Genomic DNA, 18865 nt, shown 5'->3' with positions numbered 1-18865 from the left:
TCTTGTAGGCCCACGCAGTGCAGATGACTCGCGGTTATTGGCAGCCGAAAAACCTATTTCTCACCCGTTTCCCTGGGTGCGACATCGAAGTTTTTTTTGGAACGATTGTCGGACAAGTTCCTCTGTCTCAGAGGAATTCGGCTGATGAAGGGGGAAATTGAGGTCTTGGGAGAAAATTCTTACGAGATCTGTTCAGTTGGATGTCAGATTCTGTCGCAAATGCCCTCAAGTCCTGGCGCCTATAAATTCGCCGGCCTCGGCTATGATTCGAAGCGGTCGATAAAGAGGCGAATTGACCTGATTTATCCGGCACAGTGTGTGCATCCACAAGTTCACAGGTCGGCAACCCCTCCCCGCGATGCGAGGATTGCCGTATAACGAATGACATTCGCGTGTTTGGTAATAAAGGACCCACAATAAAAGCTGATGAAGACTCCAAAACGCATTGAACCCCTGATCGAGGACGGTCTGGTCGACGAAGTGCTGCGTCCACTCATGAGTGGCAAAGAAGCAGCTGTTTATGTGGTGCGCTGCGGCAATCAGTTACGTTGCGCAAAGGTCTACAAGGAGGCGAACAAACGCAGTTTCCGCCAGGCGGCCGAGTATCAGGAAGGCCGCAAGGTTCGCAACAGCCGACAGGCCCGGGCGATGGCCAAGGGTTCCAAGTTCGGGCGCAAGGAAGCCGAAGACGCCTGGCAGAACGCCGAAGTCGCGGCGCTGTTCCGCCTGGCCAACGCCGGGGTGCGGGTGCCCAAGCCGTACGACTTCCTCGAAGGCGTGCTGCTGATGGAACTGGTGGCCGATGAATACGGGGATGCCGCGCCGCGTCTGAACGACGTGGTGCTGGAGCCGGATCAGGCCCGCGAATATCACGCGTTCCTGATCTCGCAGATCGTACTGATGTTGTGTACCGGCCTGGTGCACGGTGACCTTTCGGAGTTCAACGTGCTGCTGACGCCGACGGGGCCGGTCATCATCGACCTGCCGCAAGCGGTGGACGCCGCCGGCAACAACCACGCGTTCAGCATGCTCGAGCGTGACGTCGGCAACATGGCGTCGTACTTCGGCCGATTCGCCCCAGAGTTGAAGAAAACCAAGTACGCCAAGGAAATGTGGGCGTTGTACGAAGCGGGTACGTTGCACCCGGCCAGCGTGCTGACCGGCGAGTTCGACGATCCCGAGGACCTGGCCGATGTCGGCGGGGTGCTGCGCGAGATCGAAGCGGCACGTCTGGATGAGGAGCGCAAGCAAGCCATCCGCGCGGCGGACGACGAGCCCAAGGGCAAGTCCGACGAACCGCCTCCGCCACCGTGGATGCAGTGAGCATCTGAAAAACAAAACCCGGCTTCGGCCGGGTTTTACACATTCAAGGATTGATTGTGACCAGCACTTCCCGCAATGCCCGGCTGATCATCACGGCGCGGCTGATCTCCGATTTCGGCGCGTTCCTCAACATGGTTGCGCTGGCCACTTATGTCTACCTGCTGAGCAACAGCGCGATGAGCGTGGGGATCTTTCTCGCCAGTCGCGTGGGCGGCGGGATTTTCGCCAGCCTGATCGGCACCGCGTTTTATCGTCGATGCAGCGGTCGCTTGCCGTTGATTGCCTTCGATCTATTGCGCGCCACAGTGCTCGGTTTGTTGCTGATCGTGCCGGTCAGTCAGCAGGCGTTGTTGCTGCCGCTGATCGCGTTCGGTCTGGGCTTTGGCAATTCAATGTTCGCCATCGGCCTCAACAGTCAGTTGCCGCGCTTGATCGAGCCGGCGCAGTTGCTCAAGACCAATGCCTGGATCACGTCCGCCTCGTCCATGGCGATGGTCGGCGGCAGTCTGGTATCCGGGTTGCTGGTCGCGGGATTTGGTTTTGAAACGGTGTTTGCGCTGAACGCGGTGACCTATCTGTTGGCGGCAGTGTTGATTGCGCCGCTGCGGTTCAGCGCACCGGAGCCAGTGGCCGAATCCAGCGCTAAACAGGGTGAGTGGTCGGCATTGTTGCAAGGCTTGCGCAGCGCTCCGGTGGTTGCGGCGATGCTGGCGGTGACTATGGCCGACACCCTTGGCAGCGCTGCGCACAACGTCGGTTTTCCGATCATTTCCAAACTGCTGACACCGGACTCGGCCAGCACCACGCTGGGCCTGATGCTCGCAGTGTGGGCCGTCGGCAAACTGCTCGGCGCGCGGATCGCCAGTCGCCTCAACGGCTCGGAAAACATTCATCTGGAGCGCCGCTATTTCGGTGGCGTGCTGCTGATGTCCTGCGGCTTCATCCTGATGTTCCAGCAGCACAGCGTCGTCGGTCTGTTGCTGTTTTCGCTGCCGGCCGGGTTGGGCGACGGTTTCTCGGAAGCCGGCTTGATGTCACGTCTGCAACGGGAACCGGAGCCTTTGCGCCTGCCGATCTTCAGCTTCCTGACGCTGTTGCAGATGACCGGGTTCGGCGTCGGCATGCTGATCGCCGCACCGTTCTATGCGTGGTGGGCGCCGGGTGCCGTGGTGCTGCTGTTCCACGGCATTCCCCTCGCCACAGTGCTGTCGATGAAAATCCTGCTGCTCAGGCGCGCGCGGGTTGCGCGCAGCAGCCCGACGCCAGTTCCTTGAGGATCGGACAGTCCGGGCGATGGTCGCCGTGGCAGTGCTCGACCAGATCCTGCAGAGTGTCGCGCAGTTCGCCGAGTTCGCGGATCTTCTGATTCAGCTCGTCGATGTGCTGGCGGGCCAGGGCCTTCACATCGGCGCTGGCGCGCTGGCGATCCTGCCAGAGGGTCAGCAGCTTGCCGACTTCCTCCAGCGAAAAGCCCAGGTCCCGCGAACGCTTGATGAATGCCAGCGTGTGCAGGTCATCGTCACCGTAGACGCGATAGCCGCTGTCGGTGCGATGGGCAGCCTTGAGCAGACCGATCGACTCGTAATAACGGATCATCTTCGCGCTCAGGCCACTGTGGCGGGCCGCTTGGCCGATGTTCATCGGTTGTCCTCCAGATCCTCGGGTTTCCAGGTTTTCAACAGTAGCGCATTGCTCACCACGCTGACGCTCGACAGGGCCATCGCCGCACCAGCCAGCACCGGATTGAGGAAGCCGAACGCCGCCAGCGGAATGCCGATCAGGTTGTAGACGAAGGCCCAGAACAGGTTCTGGCGGATCTTCGCGTAGGTCTTGCGGCTGATTTCCAGTGCGGCCGGCACCAGCCGTGGATCGCCGCGCATCAGGGTGATGCCGGCGGCGTGCATGGCCACGTCGGTGCCGCCGCCCATGGCGATGCCGATGTCGGCCGCGGCCAGCGCCGGTGCGTCGTTGATGCCGTCACCGACCATGGCCACGACCCCGGTTTTTTTCAGCTCGGCGACAGTGGCGGCTTTTTCCGCCGGCAGCACTTCGGCGTGGACATTTTCGATGCCCAGCGCTTCGGCCACCACCCGGGCGCTGCCGCGGTTGTCGCCGGTCAGCAGGTGGCTGTGGATGTGCTGCGCGGCCAGTTGTTGCACCGCGTGCAGCGCGCCTGGCTTGAGGGTGTCGCCGAAGGCGAACAGACCGAGCACGCGAGGTTCCGGGCTTTGCTCGATCAGCCAGGACAGCGTGCGGCCCTCGGTTTCCCAGGCCTTGGCGGATTCGCTCAGGGTTGCGGCGTTCAAACCGCTTTCTTCCAGCAAGCGCCGGTTGCCCAGCGCCAGGCGCCGGCCGTCGAGGCTGCCGGCGATGCCGCGCCCGGTCAGGGACTGGCTGTCGCTGACATCCGGCACGCTCAGATGGCGTTCGGCACAGGCATCCAGCACCGCTTTGGCCAGCGGATGTTCGCTGCCGCGTTGCAGTGCGCCGGCCGCTGTCAGTAGGGCGTTTTCATCACCCTCGATCGCGCTGAAATGCGCGATGCGCGGCGTGCCGGAGGTCAGGGTGCCGGTCTTGTCGAACACCACGGCGCTGACTTCATGGGCACGCTCCAGTGCTTCGGCATCCTTGATCAGAATCCCGTGGCGGGCGGCCACGCCGGTGCCGGCCATGATCGCGGTCGGTGTCGCCAGACCGAGGGCACACGGGCAGGCGATCACCAGTACCGCGACGGCGTTGATCAACGCGGTTTCCAGCGGCGCGCCGTACAGCCACCAGCCGATCAGTGTAGCCAGGGCCAGTAGCAGAACCGTCGGCACGAACACCTGACTGACTTTATCCACCAGTTTCTGGATCGGTGCCTTCGCAGCCTGGGCGTCCTCCACCAGACGGATGATCCGCGCCAGCACGCTTTCCGCACCGAGCGCCGTAGTGCTTACCAGCAAGCGGCCTTCGCCGTTGATCGCGCCGCCGGTGACCCTGTCGCCCGGTTGCTTGGGCACCGGCAGGCTCTCGCCGCTGATCAGTGCTTCGTCGGCGTGGCTCTGGCCTTCCAGCACTTCGCCGTCCACCGGGAAACGCTCACCGGGTTTGACCAAAACCCGATCGCCAAGACGCAGGGCGCTGATGGCGACGTCCTGTTCGCGGCCATCGATGACTTGAATTGCCCGCTCCGGGCGCAACGCTTCCAGTGCGCGGATGGCGCTGGCGGTCTGGCGTTTGGCACGGCTTTCCAGGTATTTGCCGAGCAGCACCAGAGCGATGACCACCGCCGAGGCCTCGAAATACAGATGCGGCATGCGCCCGTCGGCGGTGGCCCATTCGTAGAGACTCAAGCCATAACCGGCGCTCGTGCCCAATGCCACCAGCAAATCCATGTTGCCGGCCCCGGCGCGTACGGCTTTCCACGCCGCCAGATAAAACCGCGCACCGAAAATGAATTGCACCGGGGTCGCGAGGGCGAATTGCGCCCAGGCCGGCAGCATCCAGTGAATGCCGAACGGTTGCAGCAGCATCGGCAGCACCAGCGGCAAGGCGAGGGCGATGGCGCAGATCAGTGCCCAGCGCTCATGGTCCAGGCGCTGTTGACGATTGTCGGATTGCGGATTTTCGAGTTCGAAGAGGCTGGCCGAATAACCGGCCTTGCTCACGGCGGCGATCAGGGTTTGCGGGTCGACCGCGCCGAGCAATTCGAGATGAGCGCGTTCATTGGCGAGGTTGACGCTGACGCTTTTCACCCCCGCAACCTTGTTCAGGGCGCGTTCGACGCGACCGACGCAGGAGGCGCAGGTCATGCCGTCGATGTTCAATTCCACGGTCTGCTGCGGCACGCTGTAACCGGCGCGTTCGACTGCTTCCATCAGCGCCGGCAGGCTGTCGCCGGGGGCCTGCACCCGGGCCTGTTCGGTGGCGAGGTTGACGCTGACGGCACTGGCGCCGCTGACTTTGCTCAACGCCCGCTCGACACGGCCGGCGCAACTGGCGCAGGTCATGCCGCTGATGGGCAGATCGAAGGTGATGGAATCGGACATCGGTCGTACTCCCTGTAGAAGATGCCTACAGGATCAACCTTGCCATGCTGGCAAGGTCAAGCGCCAATCCGAAAGCGTCAGTAGCCGAGGCCGGTCGGCTTGAGGTACATGCCTTCCTGGTTCATCGCGATGCGGAATTTCAGGATGTCGCCGGCATGCAGTCTGATCTCCTGCGAGCCCGGCGCGAGCATGCCCGGGTTGCAACCCGGCATTTGCCCCGGCAGCAGCTTCAGGCGCAGCGAGACATTGCCCGGCGGCAGGTTGAACGATGTGCTTTGCTCCTGAAACAGGCGCGCCGACAGCTGATCCTGGATGTACACGCCGATTTCGCAGGAGGTCGCCACTTCCAGGCGCTCGCGGGAAATGATCAGCACCCCGTAATCTTCCCCGGCGGCTTGCACCGAAGGGATCGCGGCAAAGAGGCTGAGTAAGCCAAACAGGCTGAAAGCTGACCAGCGCATGGCTGAATCTCCTGAATTCATGTCATTGATGCGTGCAGCTTGGCCGAGCGCGGCGCCGATTGCCAGCCCGGCAGTTTTTTGCAGAACTTGACCTTGCCATCGTGGCAAGCCTGAAACTGCCGGCAACCTCACTCAAAGGAGTCATTCCATGCAAGTGTTCACTGTTGAAGGCATGTCCTGCGGTCACTGTGTCAAGGCCGTCACCCAGGCGGTGCAGAGCAAGGATCCGGCCGCCAGCGTGCGGGTCGATCTGGCGGCGAAGGAAGTCGGCGTCGAAAGTGCGCTGAGCGCCGAGCAGGTGATCGAGGCGATCAGCGAAGAAGGCTACGCCATCAAACTCGCCTGATCTTTTTAATAGTTAGCGAGCTACCGGAATGTTCAAGGCGTCCTCGCGCAGCTAGACTGTCGGGCTGCACTCAACTCAACTGCCCGCCCGACCTGGACGCCTGATGAACTTCCGTACCCTTCTGATTCTCGGTGCCCTGACCGCTTTCGGTCCGTTGGCGATCGACTTCTATCTGCCCGCGTTTCCCACCATGGCGCTGGCGTTCGGCACCGACGAGAAACACGTCCAGCTGACGCTGTCGGCTTACTTCTTCGGCCTGTCCATCGGTCAACTGGCTTACGGGCCGTTGGCGGATCGCTTCGGCCGGCGGATTCCGTTGCTGATCGGTCTGACGCTGTTCACGCTGGCGTCAGTTGCCTGCGCCTATGCGCCGAATCTGGAGTGGCTCATCGCGGCACGGCTGGTGCAGGCGCTGGGCGGTTGTGCGGGGATGGTGATTGCCCGGGCGGTGGTCAGCGACAAGTGCGACGCGGTGGGTTCGGCGAAAGTGTTCTCGCAGCTGATGCTGGTGATGGGGTTGGCACCGATTCTGGCGCCGATGCTCGGCGGCCTGCTGGTCAACACCACGGGGTGGCAGTCGATTTTCCTGGTGCTGACCGGATTCAGTGCCTTGGCCGGACTGGCCGTGGCCCTCGGCCTGCCGGAAAGTCTGCCGGCGCATGTTCCGCGCCAGCCGTTGTCCGGTGCCCTGCGTCAGTACGGTCGGCTACTGGCGGATCCGGTCTACATGGGCCATGCCCTGACCGGCGGTATCGCCATCGCCGGGATGTTTGCCTACATCGCCGGTTCCCCTTTCATATTCATCAAACTGTACGGCGTGCCGGCCGAGCATTTCGGCTGGCTGTTCGGCACCAACGCGGCCGGGTTCATTCTGGTCGCACAAGTCAATGCGCGCCTGCTGGCCAAGCGCGGTCCGGCCTTTCTGCTGTCACGGGCGGTCTGGGTTTACCTGGGTGCCGGGCTGACGCTGCTCGCGGTCAGCGCCTTGCACACCGAGTCCCTGTGGCCACTGCTGATTCCTTTGTTCATTTGCGTTGCCAGCCTTGGCTGCATCAGCCCCAATGCGGCGGCGTGTGCGATGAACGGGCAGGGCGGTCGCGCCGGCAGTGCTTCAGCGTTGCTCGGTAGCCTGCAGTTCAGCGTCGCTGCCGGGGCCTCGGCGCTGGTGGGGATCCTGCACGACGGCACCGCCGTGCCGATGGCCATGGTCATCAGCCTGTGTGGTTTGCTGGTGGTGTGCGCAGCAACACTCACCCGGCGCATCCAGAATGCCCGGGCGCTGGCAAAGGCGCAGGCTGAAAACTGAAACGAAAGCCTCAGCCGACAGCGCGCTGCTGGCCGGGATCGGGAATCTGATGGGGAGCGTGCAGACGCGCTTCGAGGGTGCGGGTGAAGGCCAGCGCTTCGGCCTCACTGCGGAAGGTCACGGCGTGCTGGTCGAGACGAACTTGCCATTGGGACTTTGCCACTTCTTTTATCAGGATCTTCATTGCTGACCTCCCGTACGTAAAAGATTGCATCGCAGAGGTTTCGATTGTAGTCCTGAATACGATCGCAATTGTGACAAGGGTCAAGCATCTGACTGACGGCAAAAAAGCGCCGCAGCCCCCGAGCCAGACATTTTTGGCCCTGGCGAAGGCTGCGGTCTTGCGAGTTTTAGAAACCTTCTAAAACAATTTTCCCCTTGGCCTTGCCGCTTTCGAGCAATTCATGGGCGCGGCGCAGGTTGCTCGCGTTGATCGTGCCGAAGTGCTCGCCGACCGTGGTTTTCAAGGTGCCGCTGTCGATCAGCCCGGCCACTCGATTGAGCAGTTTGTGCTGCTCGATCATGTCCGGCGTTTCGAACAGCGAGCGGGTGTACATGAACTCCCAGTGCAGCGACAGGCTCTTGCGCTTGAGCTTGGTTACGTCCAGCGCTTTCGGATCGTCGATCAGCGCCAGTTTGCCTTGCGGCGCCAGAGCCTCGACCAGTTGGTCCAGGTGCTGTTCGGTCTGGGTCAGGCTGGCGACGTGGGTCACGTGGGCCACACCGGCGCGTTTCAGTTCTTCGCTCAACGGCTGGCTGTGATCGATCACCACGTCGGCGCCCAGCTCGGTCACCCAGTCGCGAGTCTCCGGGCGGGAGGCGGTGCCGATGACCTTGAGTCCGGTCAACTGGCTGGCCAGTTGGGTGAGGATCGAACCGACGCCGCCGGCCGCGCCGACGATCAGCAGGCTCTGGCCTTCGTCAGTGTTGCCTTCGCGAATCTGCAGACGTTCGAACAACAATTCCCACGCCGTAATGGCGGTCAGCGGCAAGGCGGCAGCTTCGGCGAAGCCGAGGGTTTTCGGCATGTGGCCGACAATCCGCTCATCGACAACGTGCAATTCGCTGTTGCCACCGGCCCGGGCAATGGAGCCGGCGTAGAACACCTTGTCGCCGGCCTTGAACAGGGTCACTTCACTTCCGACGGCCTTGACCACACCGGCCACGTCCCAGCCCAGTACCTTGGCGGCGCCGCCTTCCGGCGCGACGTTCTGGCGAACCTTGGTGTCGACCGGGTTGACCGAAATCGCTTTGACTTCCACCAGCAGGTCGCGGGGGCCGGCTACCGGTTCTGGCAGTTCGATGTCTTGCAGGGATTTTTCGTCGCTGATCGGGAGCGAGGCGTAATAGGCGATGGCTTTCATGGAGAACTCCGAAAGTGAATAAAGGAAGGTTTCAGGCGATGACGCGCAGGCGCTTGAGTTCGAAGTGTTCGAGGAACGCCTCGGCCTGGCTGCGGAAATGCTGGATATGCGCGCTGGCATCGTGGGCTTGCAGGGCTTCGTCGCTGGCCCACTGTTCGATCATGTAGAAGGCCAGTGGATTGGCCAGGTCCTGATGCAGTTCGTACTGACCGCAACCCGCTTCGGCGCGGGTCGGTTCGATCAGGGCGCACAGGTGCTGTTCGAGAGCGTCCTGCTGGCCAGGTCGGGCGATCAGGGTGGCAATAGCGGTGAAAGGCTGGGACATGTTCGACTCCGGGACGGGATGAATTCGATGGAAGGCATGATTGGCTATTTCTGCCCGAGATAAAACCGGCTAAAAGAGCAGTCTCTTTCAATGTTTTTTTGATAATCGAGGCTGAGGATGCTGCGTTTCGATGACTTGCAGTTGTTTGTCCGGGCGGCGGATCTGGGCAGCCTGTCGGCGGCGGCGCGGGTGATGGACCTGTCCGCCGCGGTGGCCAGTGCCGCGCTCAAGCGGATCGAGCAGCAACTGGGCGCGCGCCTGTTGGCACGTTCCACCCGCAGTCTGCGGCTGACGGCCGAAGGTGAAGGGTTTCTCGAATACGCCCGCGCTGCGTTGAGCAACCTGGATGAGGGGCGCCGCCTGCTGGCCAGCGGGCAGGACCAGGTCAGCGGCATTCTGCAACTGTCGGCGCCTTCGGACTTCGGTCGCAACCTGCTGTTGCCGTGGCTCGATGAATTTCAACGCGAACATCCGAAGCTGACGGTGCGACTGCTGCTGGGTGACCGCATCGCCGACCTGTTTCGCCAGCCGGTGGACATCGCCTTGCGCTACGGCGAGCCGGAGGATTCGAGTCTGGTGGCATTGCCGATTGCCCCGCACAACCGACGGGTACTGTGCGCTTCGCCGCTCTACCTGGCGCGGCACGGCGAGCCGCTGCATCTGGAACAGCTCGCGCAGCACAACTGCCTGCTGTACATGCTCGGTGGCCGGGTGCATGACCACTGGAGTTTTCATGATGGCAAGCGCGAGGTCAGCCTGACCGTCAGTGGCGATCGCTTCAGTGATGATGCCGATGTGGTGCGTCTGTGGGCGGTGGCTGGCGCGGGGATCGCATATAAGTCGTGGCTTGATGTGGCCGGTGATGTACTGGCGGGGCGACTGAAAGTGCTGTTGCCGGAGCTGCTCTGTGAACGCGCTCCGCTGAATCTGCTGTGCGCCCATCGCGCACAATTGAGTAAGCCAGTGAACCTTCTGAGGGAAATGCTCGCCAGTCGTTGCGCTGAATTGAGTAGCCGATTTCCCGTTTTCTTGGAGACCGATCATTAGTCGCAGGTAAATAGCGAAATTTCTCTCAGGAACAATCACCAGCCACGGCCACTCCGGCGCAGGACGCAGCGAGCAACCCGCTTATACTAGCGACCGCCTGAAGCCCGCACCGACAGGCCGGCAAGAGAACGATCAGACCGGAACCGGCGGGGCAGGAACGAGGGTCGCGACAGTACTGCGGTTTCCTCGCTGCGGCGCGCAAAGTGCCTCGGCTCAAGGCACTTTGCGCGTCTTGGCCGACGACTGATTACTGGTCAAGATGTCTATGAGCAGTAGACGATACGATTCAACAGGGAGTGAATACATGGAACATGCACCTTGCATCAGCCAGATCGCCACGTTGCTGGCCGATCCCAAACGCAGCGCAATGATGTGGGCGTTGATGGATGGCTCGGCGCGGCAGACCGAGGAGCTGGCGTTGCTGGCCGGGCTTTCGCCTTCGTCAGCCAGTGCGCATCTGGGGCGCTTGTCCGCTGGCGGTCTGTTGAAGGTCGAGGCGCGCGGACGCAAACGCTTCTTTCGTCTGGCGGCTCCTGAAATCGGTGCGGCCATCGAGGCGCTGGCCAGTGCCACCCTGGCCAGCGCCCCGCGAGAAATCCCCGACGTGTTCAAGCGTGCCTCGCCGGTCGTCAGACCCCAGGCCGCGCCGTCGTCACTGCTGCGCGCGCGGTTTTGCGACGACCATCTCGGGGGCACGCTGGCCGCCGATCTGTACCAGCGGCTGCTTGACGCCGGCTGGATCGAGCAGCTTGAAAACCGGGTGGTCGTGACGCACAAAGGCTCGACACAACTGGCCGGGCGCGGCGTTTACATCCAGGCCCTGGCTCACCGCAACGCCCAGGTGGCGTGTGCCTGCCCGGACTGGAGCGAGCGTCGTCCGCACATGGGAGGCTCGCTGGGGGCGGCGTTGTTGCAGCTGTTCATGCAGTCGGGCTGGCTGGTGCTGCCCAAGGACTCCCGTGCTTTGCAACTGACGGCGGCGGGCCAGCGGGAAATTCATCGATTTGCCTGTGAAACCGAGCTGGAAATGGCGTTATAGAGCGCTTTCTTCCACGGATGTACTCCTGAACGTCGCCAACGGCTGCGAACAAGTCGCATCTGGCACAGGCGCGCAACCGCTATCGCGCACACTCGATCCGGGGACTTTTCGGATTGAGGAGGTGGCATGGACACGGGAAACTACAGCGCGGCAGATCGACTGGAGCGCCTGCCAGTCAGCGGTTATCACCGGATCATCTTCATCATCATCGCCCTGGCGTTTTTCTTCGACTCCATGGATCTGGCGATGATGACCTTCCTGCTCGGTTCGATCAAAGCCGAGTTCGGCCTGAGCAGCGCCGAGGCTGGTCTGCTGGCCAGTTCGAGCTTTTTCGGCATGGTGCTGGGGGCGTCGCTGTCCGGGATGCTGGCTGATCGATTCGGCCGAAAACCGGTGTTCCAGTGGAGCATCGTCCTGTGGGGGCTGGCCAGTTACCTGTGCTCCACGGCGCAGACGGTCGAAAGCCTGACGCTGTTTCGCATCCTGCTGGGAATCGGCATGGGCATGGAGTTTCCGATTGCTCAGTCGATGTTGTCGGAGTTGATCCCCGCCCAGCGTCGGGGTCGCTATATCGCCTTGATGGACGGTTTCTGGCCGCTGGGTTTTGTCGCGGCGGGCGTGCTGTCGTATTTCCTGCTGCCGTTGATTGGCTGGCGCGACATCTTTCTGGTACTGGCGCTGCCGGCGGTGTTCGTGCTGGCGATCCGCTTTTTCATTCCCGAGTCGCCGCGCTGGTTGGAACAGGCCGGCAAACATGACGCAGCGGACAAGGTTTTGTGCGGCATCGAGGCGCGGGTACGGGCATCGCTGGGCGGTGCTGCATTGCCGGCGCCGGTTCGTCTGCCACGTAGCGTGACCCCGCCGGGCCATTTCCTTTCGGCGCTCAAACAGATCTGGTCTCCACAGTATCGCCGGCGTACGACGATGATCTGGAGCCTTTGGTTCTTCGCGCTGCTCGGCTTCTACGGCCTGACCTCCTGGCTCAGCGCGCTGCTGCAACAGTCGGGTTTCGCCGTGACTCAGTCGGTGTATTACACGGTGCTGATTTCCCTCGGCGGGATTCCCGGGTTTCTGATGGCGGCGTGGCTGGTCGAGCGCTGGGGACGCAAGCCGGTGTGCATTGTCACGCTACTCGGCGGCGGGGTGATGGCGTTTCTGTACGGGCAGAGCGCAGTGTTCGGCGGCAACGTGGCGCTGCTGATCGGCACGGGGCTGTTGATGCAGTTTTTCCTGTTCGGCATGTGGGCGGTGCTCTACACCTACACGCCGGAACTGTACCCGACCTCGGCGCGGGCGACGGGCTCGGGGTTCGCCTCGGCCATCGGGCGCGTGGGTTCGCTGCTCGGGCCGTTGGTCACCGGGCTGGTGTTCCCGATCACCGGGCAGGGCGGGGTATTTGCGCTGGGGGCGCTGTGCTTTGCGATTGCGGCGGGGGTGGTGTGGCTGTTCGGGATGGAGACGCGGGGCAAGACGCTGGAAGAGCTGACTGAAACCGAGATGCTCAGCTAAATACAGCACCCTGTGGGAGCGGGCTTGCCCGCGATGGCGGACCGTCAGTCAACATTGATGTTGGAAGTGATGGCCTCATCGCGGGCAAGCCCGCTCCCACAGTTTTTGTATTGCTCTTTATGGTTTTACCAGGCGCGCATCCAGGCTGTTCTGCGCCAGACGCTTGGCCTGATCCTGGGTCATGCCCAGGTGGGTGTGCAGCGCATGGAAGTTCTCGGTCACGTAACCACCGAAGTACGCCGGGTCATCGGAGTTCACCGTAACTTTCACGCCGCGCTCGAGCATGTCGAGGATGTTGTGCTGGGACATGTGATCGAACACGCAGAGCTTGGTGTTCGACAGCGGGCACACGGTCAGCGGGATCTGCTCGTCGATGATCCGCTGCATCAGGCGCTCGTCTTCGATGGCGCGCACGCCATGGTCGATACGCTGGATTTTCAGCAGGTCGATGGCTTCCCAGATGTATTCCGGCGGGCCTTCTTCACCGGCGTGGGCAACGGTCAGGAAACCTTCGTGGCGGGCACGATCGAACACGCGTTGGAATTTGCTCGGCGGGTGACCCATCTCGGAGCTGTCCAGACCTACGGCGACAAATGCATCACGGAACGGCAGTGCCTGGTCTAGGGTTTTCTGTGCTTCGTCTTCGCTCAGGTGGCGCAGGAAACTCAGGATCAAACCGCTGGTGATTCCCAGTTGCTGCTCGCCATCCTTCAGCGCGGCGGCGATGCCGTTGAGCACCACTTCGAACGGGATGCCACGGTCGGTGTGGGTTTGCGGATCGAAGAACGGTTCGGTGTGAATCACGTTCTGCTCTTTGCAGCGCAGCAGGTAGGCCCAGGTCAGGTCGTAGAAGTCCTGGGAGGTGCGCAGCACGTCGGCGCCCTGGTAATACAGGTCGAGGAATTCCTGCAGGTTGTTGAAGGCGTAAGCCTTGCGCAGGGTTTCGACGTTGCTCCACGGCAGGGCGATCTTGTTGCGCTCGGCCAGGGCGAACAACAGCTCGGGCTCCAGCGAGCCCTCGAGGTGCAGGTGCAGTTCAGCCTTGGGCAGGGCGTTGAGCCAGTCGTACATATTCTTTTCTCATCAGTTGCAATGGCGGGCATTCTACAGATGCCCGCCGAAACAATTGGCAAAACCTGACCAACCGATCCATCACACCGCTTCCTGCTCCCGTCGATAGGCGTAGGTATCGGCGAAGCGCGACAGCAGGAATTCGGCGCAGGTGGTGGTCGGATATTTCGCAGGATGCTGTGCGTCCTGGCAACCGGGCAGGCATTCGATACGGGTGTCCGGGTGCGGCTCGGCGAAGAACGGCATCGAGTAGCGATCCACCCCGAGAGGGCTGATCACCCGGTGCGGGGTCGAGCGATAACGGTCATTGCTCCAGCGCGCCATCATGTCGCCGAGGTTGACCACGAAGGTGCCGTCGATGGGCGGTGCGTCGATCCACTGGCCGTTGACGTTCTTCACCTGCAGGCCGCCGGCGCTGTCCTGATACAGCAGCGTGATGCAGCCGTAATCGGTGTGCGCGCCGGCACCTTGCTGTTCGGCGGAACTGGCGGTGTGGCGCGGTGGGTAATGGATCATCCGCAGCACGCTGACCGGTTCGTTGAAGCGTGTATCGAAGAAGTCGCGCTCGATGCCCAGCGCTAACGTCATGGCCCGCAACAGGGTTTGCGCCAGGGCCTGCATGTCGAGGTAGTGCTGCTCCATCAGCGCCTCCCAGCCAGGGATGGCCGGATGACGGTTGGGGCCACGTAACGGTTTTCCTGCCAGCACCTCGGGATGATCGGCCGGCAGGTGCAGGCCCATGTCGAAGGTTTCCTTGAGATCGCTGGGTTTGTCCGGGTCGAGCTGTTCGGTGGCGATGGCGCCGTAGCCGCGATGATGGACGGTCTGGGTGATGTCGATCTTGAGTTTTTCCGCGCTCGGCAGCGCGAAGAAGTGCCGGGCGTGATCGAGCAGGGATTCGATGCGCTGCGCAGAAATCGGGTGACCCTTGATGTAGAAAAATCCCCATTCGCGGCAAGCGTGGTCGATCTGTTCGGCGACGGCCGGCCAGGCGTTCTGGTCGTCGGAGTAGAGCGGCGAGATGTCGATGATCGGGAGTTGGTTCATTTCGAATGCTCGTTAGCGACCGCTCCCATGCAGAGGAGCGGTCAGGGGCAGGTGGATTACTTCGGCATCTCGGCCTTCATGCCTTCGACGTAGTAATTCATCGACGCCAGTTCGGCGTTGGTGGCGCTGACCCCCGCCGGGATTTTCTCGACGCCGGCCTGATCCTTGATCGGCCCGGTGAACGGTTGCAGGGCGCCGCTCTTGATGTCGGCGATGATCTGCTCGGCTTCGGCCTTCACCGGTGCCGGCACCAGGTCGCTGATCGGCAGTTCGACCGTGCCTTCCTTCAATCCGCCCCAGTAGTCCTGGGATTTCCAGTTGTGGTCGATCACGCTCTGGGTCGCTTGAATGTAGTGCGGCGCCCAGTCGTTGACGATCGAGGTCAGCACCGCTTTCGGCCCGAAGTGCGCCATGTCCGAAGCGTAGCCCACGGCGTACACGCCGCGTCGCTCGGCGGCCTGGATCGGCGCCGGGCTGTCGGTGTGCTGGAACACCACGTCCACGCCCTGATCGATCAGCGCGTTGGCCGCGTCGGCCTCCTTGCCTGGGTCGAACCACGAGTTGACCCACACCACTTTGATTTCGGTGCCGGGGTTGTACTTGTTCAAGGCCAGTTGAATGGCGTTGATGTCACGGATCACTTCGGGGATCGGGAACGAGGCGACGTAGCCGATTTTTTTGCTCTTGGTCATCTTCGCCGCGAGGAAACCACCGACGTAACGGCCCTCATACGTACGCGCGAGATAGGTGCCGAGATTCTTGTCCTGCTTGTAGCCCGTGGCATGTTCGAAGGTCACTTTGGGAAACTGTTTGGCGACTTTCACCGTCGGGTTCATGTAGCCGAAAGAGGTGGTGAAGATCAGGTCGTAATTGTCCTTGGCCATGTTGCGGATCACCCGCTCGGCGTCGGCGCCTTCGGCGACGTTTTCCACGTAATTGGTGGTGATCTGCGTGCCGAGTTTTTCCGCCAGCGCCTTGCGCCCCTGTTCATGCTGATACGTCCAGCCGTGGTCGCCGATGGGGCCGATGTAGACGAAGCCGACTTTCAGTGGATCGGCGGCACTGGCGCTCAGGCTGAGGCCAAGGCCCATGGCGATGCACAGCAGTGTTTGCAGTGGACGTTTTTGCATGAACGCGAACTCCCTTTTGTTGTGTGTGGGGAGGGCAATGCAAAAGGCTGACCAAGCGGACAACAAATCGAGTCGAAATCGCGGCGAGGCCTTCGCGAGCAAGCCCGCTCCCACAAAAGCACCGCGATCCCTGTGGGAGCGGGCTTGCTCGCGAAGAGGCCGTAAAGTCCAATAAAAGTGCAGGCGTAGATAAAGCTGCCATCCACTGGTGCGCTAAGGTGTAACGAAACGTTAGCGCCACCCCGCAGTCAGTAGCTCATTCGCACTCTTCGGCAAAAAGGCCCGTCATGTTCACCATCCTCAAGCAAGAAAGCTTTCTGCTGTTGGCCGTCATCGCCACCTGTGTTGCGTATCCGCTGGAGCACTGGCTGCTGCACAGTGGCCAGTTTGTCGCGCTGACGGCCGGGCTGGTGCTGATCGCCTTCATCGTCGCCGCCTCGATGCGCGTTGCCCATCAGGCTGAACTGCTCGCGGAAAAAGTCGGCGATCCGTACGGCACGATGATCCTGACCCTCGCCGCCGTGCTGGTGGAAGTGGTGATCCTGGCGATCATGATGAGCAACGAAGCTTCGGCCACACTGGTACGCGACACGATCTATTCGGCGGTGATGCTCGACATCAACGGCATCCTCGGCCTCGCCGCGCTGATGGGCGGGATCAAGCATGGCGAGCAGTCCTACAACGACGATTCGGCCCGCAGTTACAGCGTGATGATTCTCACCGCCATGGGCGTGTCGATGGTGGTGCCGGAGTTCATTCCCGAGGCCAACTGGAAAATCTATTCGGCCTTCACCATCGGCGCGATGGTGGTGCTTTATGCGTTGTTCCTGCGCATGCAGGTCGGGCCGCACAGTTACTTTTTCAGCTACAGCTACCCGGACAAACGCCGCAAGAAAGAGCCGGTGGAACAAGAGCCGAAACCGGTCAGCCTGGCGCTGTCGATCGGCATTCTGGTGTTCGGTGTGGTGGTGATCGGCGCACTGGCCGAGGTGATGTCCAAGACCCTCGATCTGGGCCTGGAAGGGACGGGCGCACCACCAGTGATCACGGCGATTCTGGTGGCAGCGATTTCCGCGGCGCCGGAGATTCTGACCGCGTTGCGCGCGGCGTTGGCCAACCGTATGCAGTCGGTGGTCAACATTGCGATGGGGGCTTCGTTGTCGACGGTGATCCTGACGGTGCCGGTGATGGAGGCGATGGCGCTCTACACCGGGCAGCCGTTTCAGATGGCGATGACGCCGGTGCAGACGGTGATGATCTTCATCACGCTGATCGTCAGCGCGATCAACCTCAATGACGGCGAGACCAACGCCATCGAGGGCATGACTCACTTTGTGCTGTTTGCGACGTTCATCATGTTGTCGCTGCTTGGTCTCTGAGCCGATCACAAAACCAAATGTGGGAGCAAGCCCGCTCCCACATTCAGACTTCCGCTTGGATCAGTTACCGGCAATCAACTGCCGAGCCGCCTGGCTGTGATCGGCAATCAGGCCTTTGAGATCCAGCCCTTCAACCTGCCCGTCAACCACTCGCCATTTGCCACCGACCATCACCCGATCCGCCCGGTCCGCGCCGCACAGCAGCAACGCCGAAATCGGGTCATGGCTGCCGGAGAAGCGCAGTTCATCGAGCTTGAACAACGCCAGATCCGCCTGCTTGCCGACCGCCAGTTCACCGATGTCGGTGCGACCCAGCAGGCTCGCCGAACCCTTGGTCGCCCAGCCCAGCACACGTTCCGGAGTGATCTTCTCGGCGCCGTAACGCAAGCGCTGGATGTACAGGGCCTGACGCGCTTCGAGGATCATGTTCGACGCATCGTTGGACGCCGAGCCATCCACGCCGAGACCGAACAACGCGCCGGCATCGGTCAGTTCGATGCTCGGGCAGATGCCGGACGCCAGACGCATGTTCGAGCTCGGGCAATGACAGATACCGGTGCCCGCCGCGCCGAGACGGGCGATTTCGTCGGGGTTGAAATGGATGCCGTGGGCCAGCCACGTGCGCGGGCCGAGCCAGCCGACGCTGTCCAGATAATCCACCGTGCGCAGGCCGAAGCGTTGCAGGCAGAAGTCTTCTTCGTCGAGGGTTTCGGCGAGGTGAGTGTGCAAGCGCACATCGAGTTTGTTCGCCAGTTCGGCGCTGGCGGACATGATTTCCGGGGTCACCGAGAACGGCGAGCACGGCGCCAGAGCGATCTGGATCTGCGCGCCGTCGCCACGTTCGTGGTACTCGTGGATCAGGCGCTGACTGTCGTCGAGAATCACCTGGCCTTCCTGCACGGTCTGCTGCGGAGGCAGGCCGCCGTCCTTCTCGCCGAGGCTCATCGAACCACGGGTGAGCATGGCGCGCATGCCCAGTTCGCGCACGGTTTCGACTTGCACGTCGATGGCGTTTTCCAGGCCATCCGGGAACAGGTAGTGATGGTCGGCGGCGGTGGTGCAACCCGACAACAGCAACTCGGCCAGCGCAACTTTGCTGGCGAGGGCGAGTTTTTCCGGCGTCAGGCGCGCCCAGACCGGGTACAGGGTTTTCAGCCACGGAAACAACGGCTGATTGACCACCGGCGCCCAGGCACGGGTCAGGGTCTGATAGAAGTGGTGATGGGTGTTGATCAGGCCCGGCAGGATCACGTGTTCACGGGCGTCGAACACTTCGTTGCATGGGGTCGATGGCTGCTGGCCGGCGCCGAGCACTTCGGTGATCACACCGTCTTGCAGGACCAGACCGCCACGGGCATCGAGACCGTTGGCCGTGAAAATGGCGAGGGGATTTTTTAACCAGATACGGGTCGCAGGCATTGTGGCCGGCTCCTCTGAAAGTTGGGTTCAGGGTTGCCAGCTCAGTGTTGCCCTGTCTGCTGATCCAG

The 18865-nt window shown here is 62.0% G+C and carries 18 protein-coding genes; 8 read left to right on the top strand and 10 right to left on the bottom strand.

Translation table 11 applies throughout. The features are described from left to right. The first annotated feature begins 426 nt into the window (after positions 1–426). Both CAG25_RS02915 and CAG25_RS02910 read left to right on the top strand, forming a co-directional pair. Entirely contained in the window at positions 427–1323 is an 897-nt protein-coding gene (locus CAG25_RS02915; RefSeq protein WP_011332300.1) for a PA4780 family RIO1-like protein kinase, read from the top strand. Between the two features lie 56 nt (positions 1324–1379). Next, positions 1380–2597 (top strand): MFS transporter, encoded by a 1218-nt coding sequence (locus tag CAG25_RS02910; RefSeq protein ID WP_085613569.1) that lies wholly within the window; start codon positions 1380–1382, stop codon positions 2595–2597. Here the strand turns inward: CAG25_RS02910 and cueR are convergent. The 3 genes from cueR to CAG25_RS02895 form a co-directional block, all read right to left on the bottom strand. Further along, positions 2551–2964, bottom strand: a complete 414-nt coding sequence (cueR, locus tag CAG25_RS02905; RefSeq protein WP_007958485.1) for a Cu(I)-responsive transcriptional regulator — start codon at positions 2962–2964, stop codon at positions 2551–2553. The genes CAG25_RS02910 and cueR overlap by 47 nt on opposite strands. Further along, complete coding sequence (locus CAG25_RS02900) at positions 2961–5354, bottom strand: heavy metal translocating P-type ATPase (RefSeq protein ID WP_085613570.1); 2394 nt, start codon at positions 5352–5354, stop codon at positions 2961–2963. Before CAG25_RS02900 ends, cueR begins: the two co-directional genes overlap by 4 nt. A gap of 77 nt (positions 5355–5431) precedes the next feature. Continuing rightward, on the bottom strand, positions 5432–5815 hold the full coding sequence (locus tag CAG25_RS02895; protein ID WP_064593272.1) for a hypothetical protein: 384 nt from the start codon (positions 5813–5815) through the stop codon (positions 5432–5434). 148 nt (positions 5816–5963) lie between these two features. On the opposite strand from CAG25_RS02895, the gene CAG25_RS02890 reads away from it, so the two are divergent. Continuing rightward, complete coding sequence (locus tag CAG25_RS02890; protein WP_007958490.1) at positions 5964–6161, top strand: heavy-metal-associated domain-containing protein; 198 nt, start codon at positions 5964–5966, stop codon at positions 6159–6161. A gap of 103 nt (positions 6162–6264) precedes the next feature. Beyond that, entirely contained in the window at positions 6265–7467 is a 1203-nt protein-coding gene (locus CAG25_RS02885) for a multidrug effflux MFS transporter (protein ID WP_085613571.1), read from the top strand. A 10-nt stretch (positions 7468–7477) separates the two neighbouring features. Here the strand turns inward: CAG25_RS02885 and CAG25_RS28600 are convergent, their stop codons facing one another. The 3 genes from CAG25_RS28600 to CAG25_RS02875 form a co-directional block, all read right to left on the bottom strand. Beyond that, entirely contained in the window at positions 7478–7651 is a 174-nt protein-coding gene (locus CAG25_RS28600) for a hypothetical protein (RefSeq protein WP_166742328.1), read from the bottom strand. A gap of 166 nt (positions 7652–7817) precedes the next feature. Next, positions 7818–8831, bottom strand: coding sequence for a zinc-binding alcohol dehydrogenase family protein (locus tag CAG25_RS02880; RefSeq protein ID WP_064593274.1), 1014 nt, complete (start codon positions 8829–8831; stop codon positions 7818–7820). A gap of 31 nt (positions 8832–8862) precedes the next feature. Beyond that, on the bottom strand, positions 8863–9156 hold the full coding sequence (locus CAG25_RS02875; RefSeq protein WP_085613572.1) for a putative quinol monooxygenase: 294 nt from the start codon (positions 9154–9156) through the stop codon (positions 8863–8865). Positions 9157–9273: 117 nt separating this feature from the next. On the opposite strand from CAG25_RS02875, the gene CAG25_RS02870 reads away from it, so the two are divergent. The 3 genes from CAG25_RS02870 to CAG25_RS02860 all read left to right on the top strand — a co-directional run bounded on the left by CAG25_RS02870 (position 9274) and on the right by CAG25_RS02860 (position 12751). Beyond that, positions 9274–10203 (top strand): LysR family transcriptional regulator, encoded by a 930-nt coding sequence (locus CAG25_RS02870; protein WP_085613573.1) that lies wholly within the window; start codon positions 9274–9276, stop codon positions 10201–10203. Between the two features lie 304 nt (positions 10204–10507). Next, the gene (locus tag CAG25_RS02865) at positions 10508–11242 is read left to right on the top strand and encodes a helix-turn-helix transcriptional regulator (RefSeq protein ID WP_064593276.1); all 735 of its coding nucleotides are present in this window, start codon (positions 10508–10510) and stop codon (positions 11240–11242) included. A 126-nt stretch (positions 11243–11368) separates the two neighbouring features. After that, on the top strand, positions 11369–12751 hold the full coding sequence (locus tag CAG25_RS02860; RefSeq protein ID WP_085613574.1) for an MFS transporter: 1383 nt from the start codon (positions 11369–11371) through the stop codon (positions 12749–12751). Between the two features lie 117 nt (positions 12752–12868). Here the strand turns inward: CAG25_RS02860 and CAG25_RS02855 are convergent, their stop codons facing one another. From CAG25_RS02855 to CAG25_RS02845, 3 genes are all read right to left on the bottom strand, one after another. Continuing rightward, positions 12869–13822: an adenosine deaminase gene (locus CAG25_RS02855; RefSeq protein WP_085613575.1), complete on the bottom strand. Its 954-nt coding sequence runs from the start codon at positions 13820–13822 to the stop codon at positions 12869–12871. Between the two features lie 81 nt (positions 13823–13903). Next, positions 13904–14869, bottom strand: coding sequence for a 2-oxoglutarate and iron-dependent oxygenase domain-containing protein (locus tag CAG25_RS02850; protein WP_064593278.1), 966 nt, complete (start codon positions 14867–14869; stop codon positions 13904–13906). 56 nt (positions 14870–14925) lie between these two features. Beyond that, positions 14926–15999: a BMP family ABC transporter substrate-binding protein gene (locus tag CAG25_RS02845; RefSeq protein ID WP_064593279.1), complete on the bottom strand. Its 1074-nt coding sequence runs from the start codon at positions 15997–15999 to the stop codon at positions 14926–14928. A gap of 287 nt (positions 16000–16286) precedes the next feature. On the opposite strand from CAG25_RS02845, the gene CAG25_RS02840 reads away from it, so the two are divergent. Continuing rightward, complete coding sequence (locus tag CAG25_RS02840) at positions 16287–17378, top strand: calcium:proton antiporter (RefSeq protein ID WP_039773223.1); 1092 nt, start codon at positions 16287–16289, stop codon at positions 17376–17378. Between the two features lie 60 nt (positions 17379–17438). Here the strand turns inward: CAG25_RS02840 and CAG25_RS02835 are convergent, their stop codons facing one another. Beyond that, positions 17439–18797, bottom strand: coding sequence for an 8-oxoguanine deaminase (locus CAG25_RS02835; RefSeq protein ID WP_085613576.1), 1359 nt, complete (start codon positions 18795–18797; stop codon positions 17439–17441). Positions 18798–18865: the final 68 nt, after the last annotated feature.

Source organism: Pseudomonas sp. B16(2017) (assembly GCF_002113205.1).
GTDB lineage: Bacteria > Pseudomonadota > Gammaproteobacteria > Pseudomonadales > Pseudomonadaceae > Aquipseudomonas > Aquipseudomonas pharyngis.
This window is presented reverse-complemented; position numbering and strand designations above follow the sequence as displayed.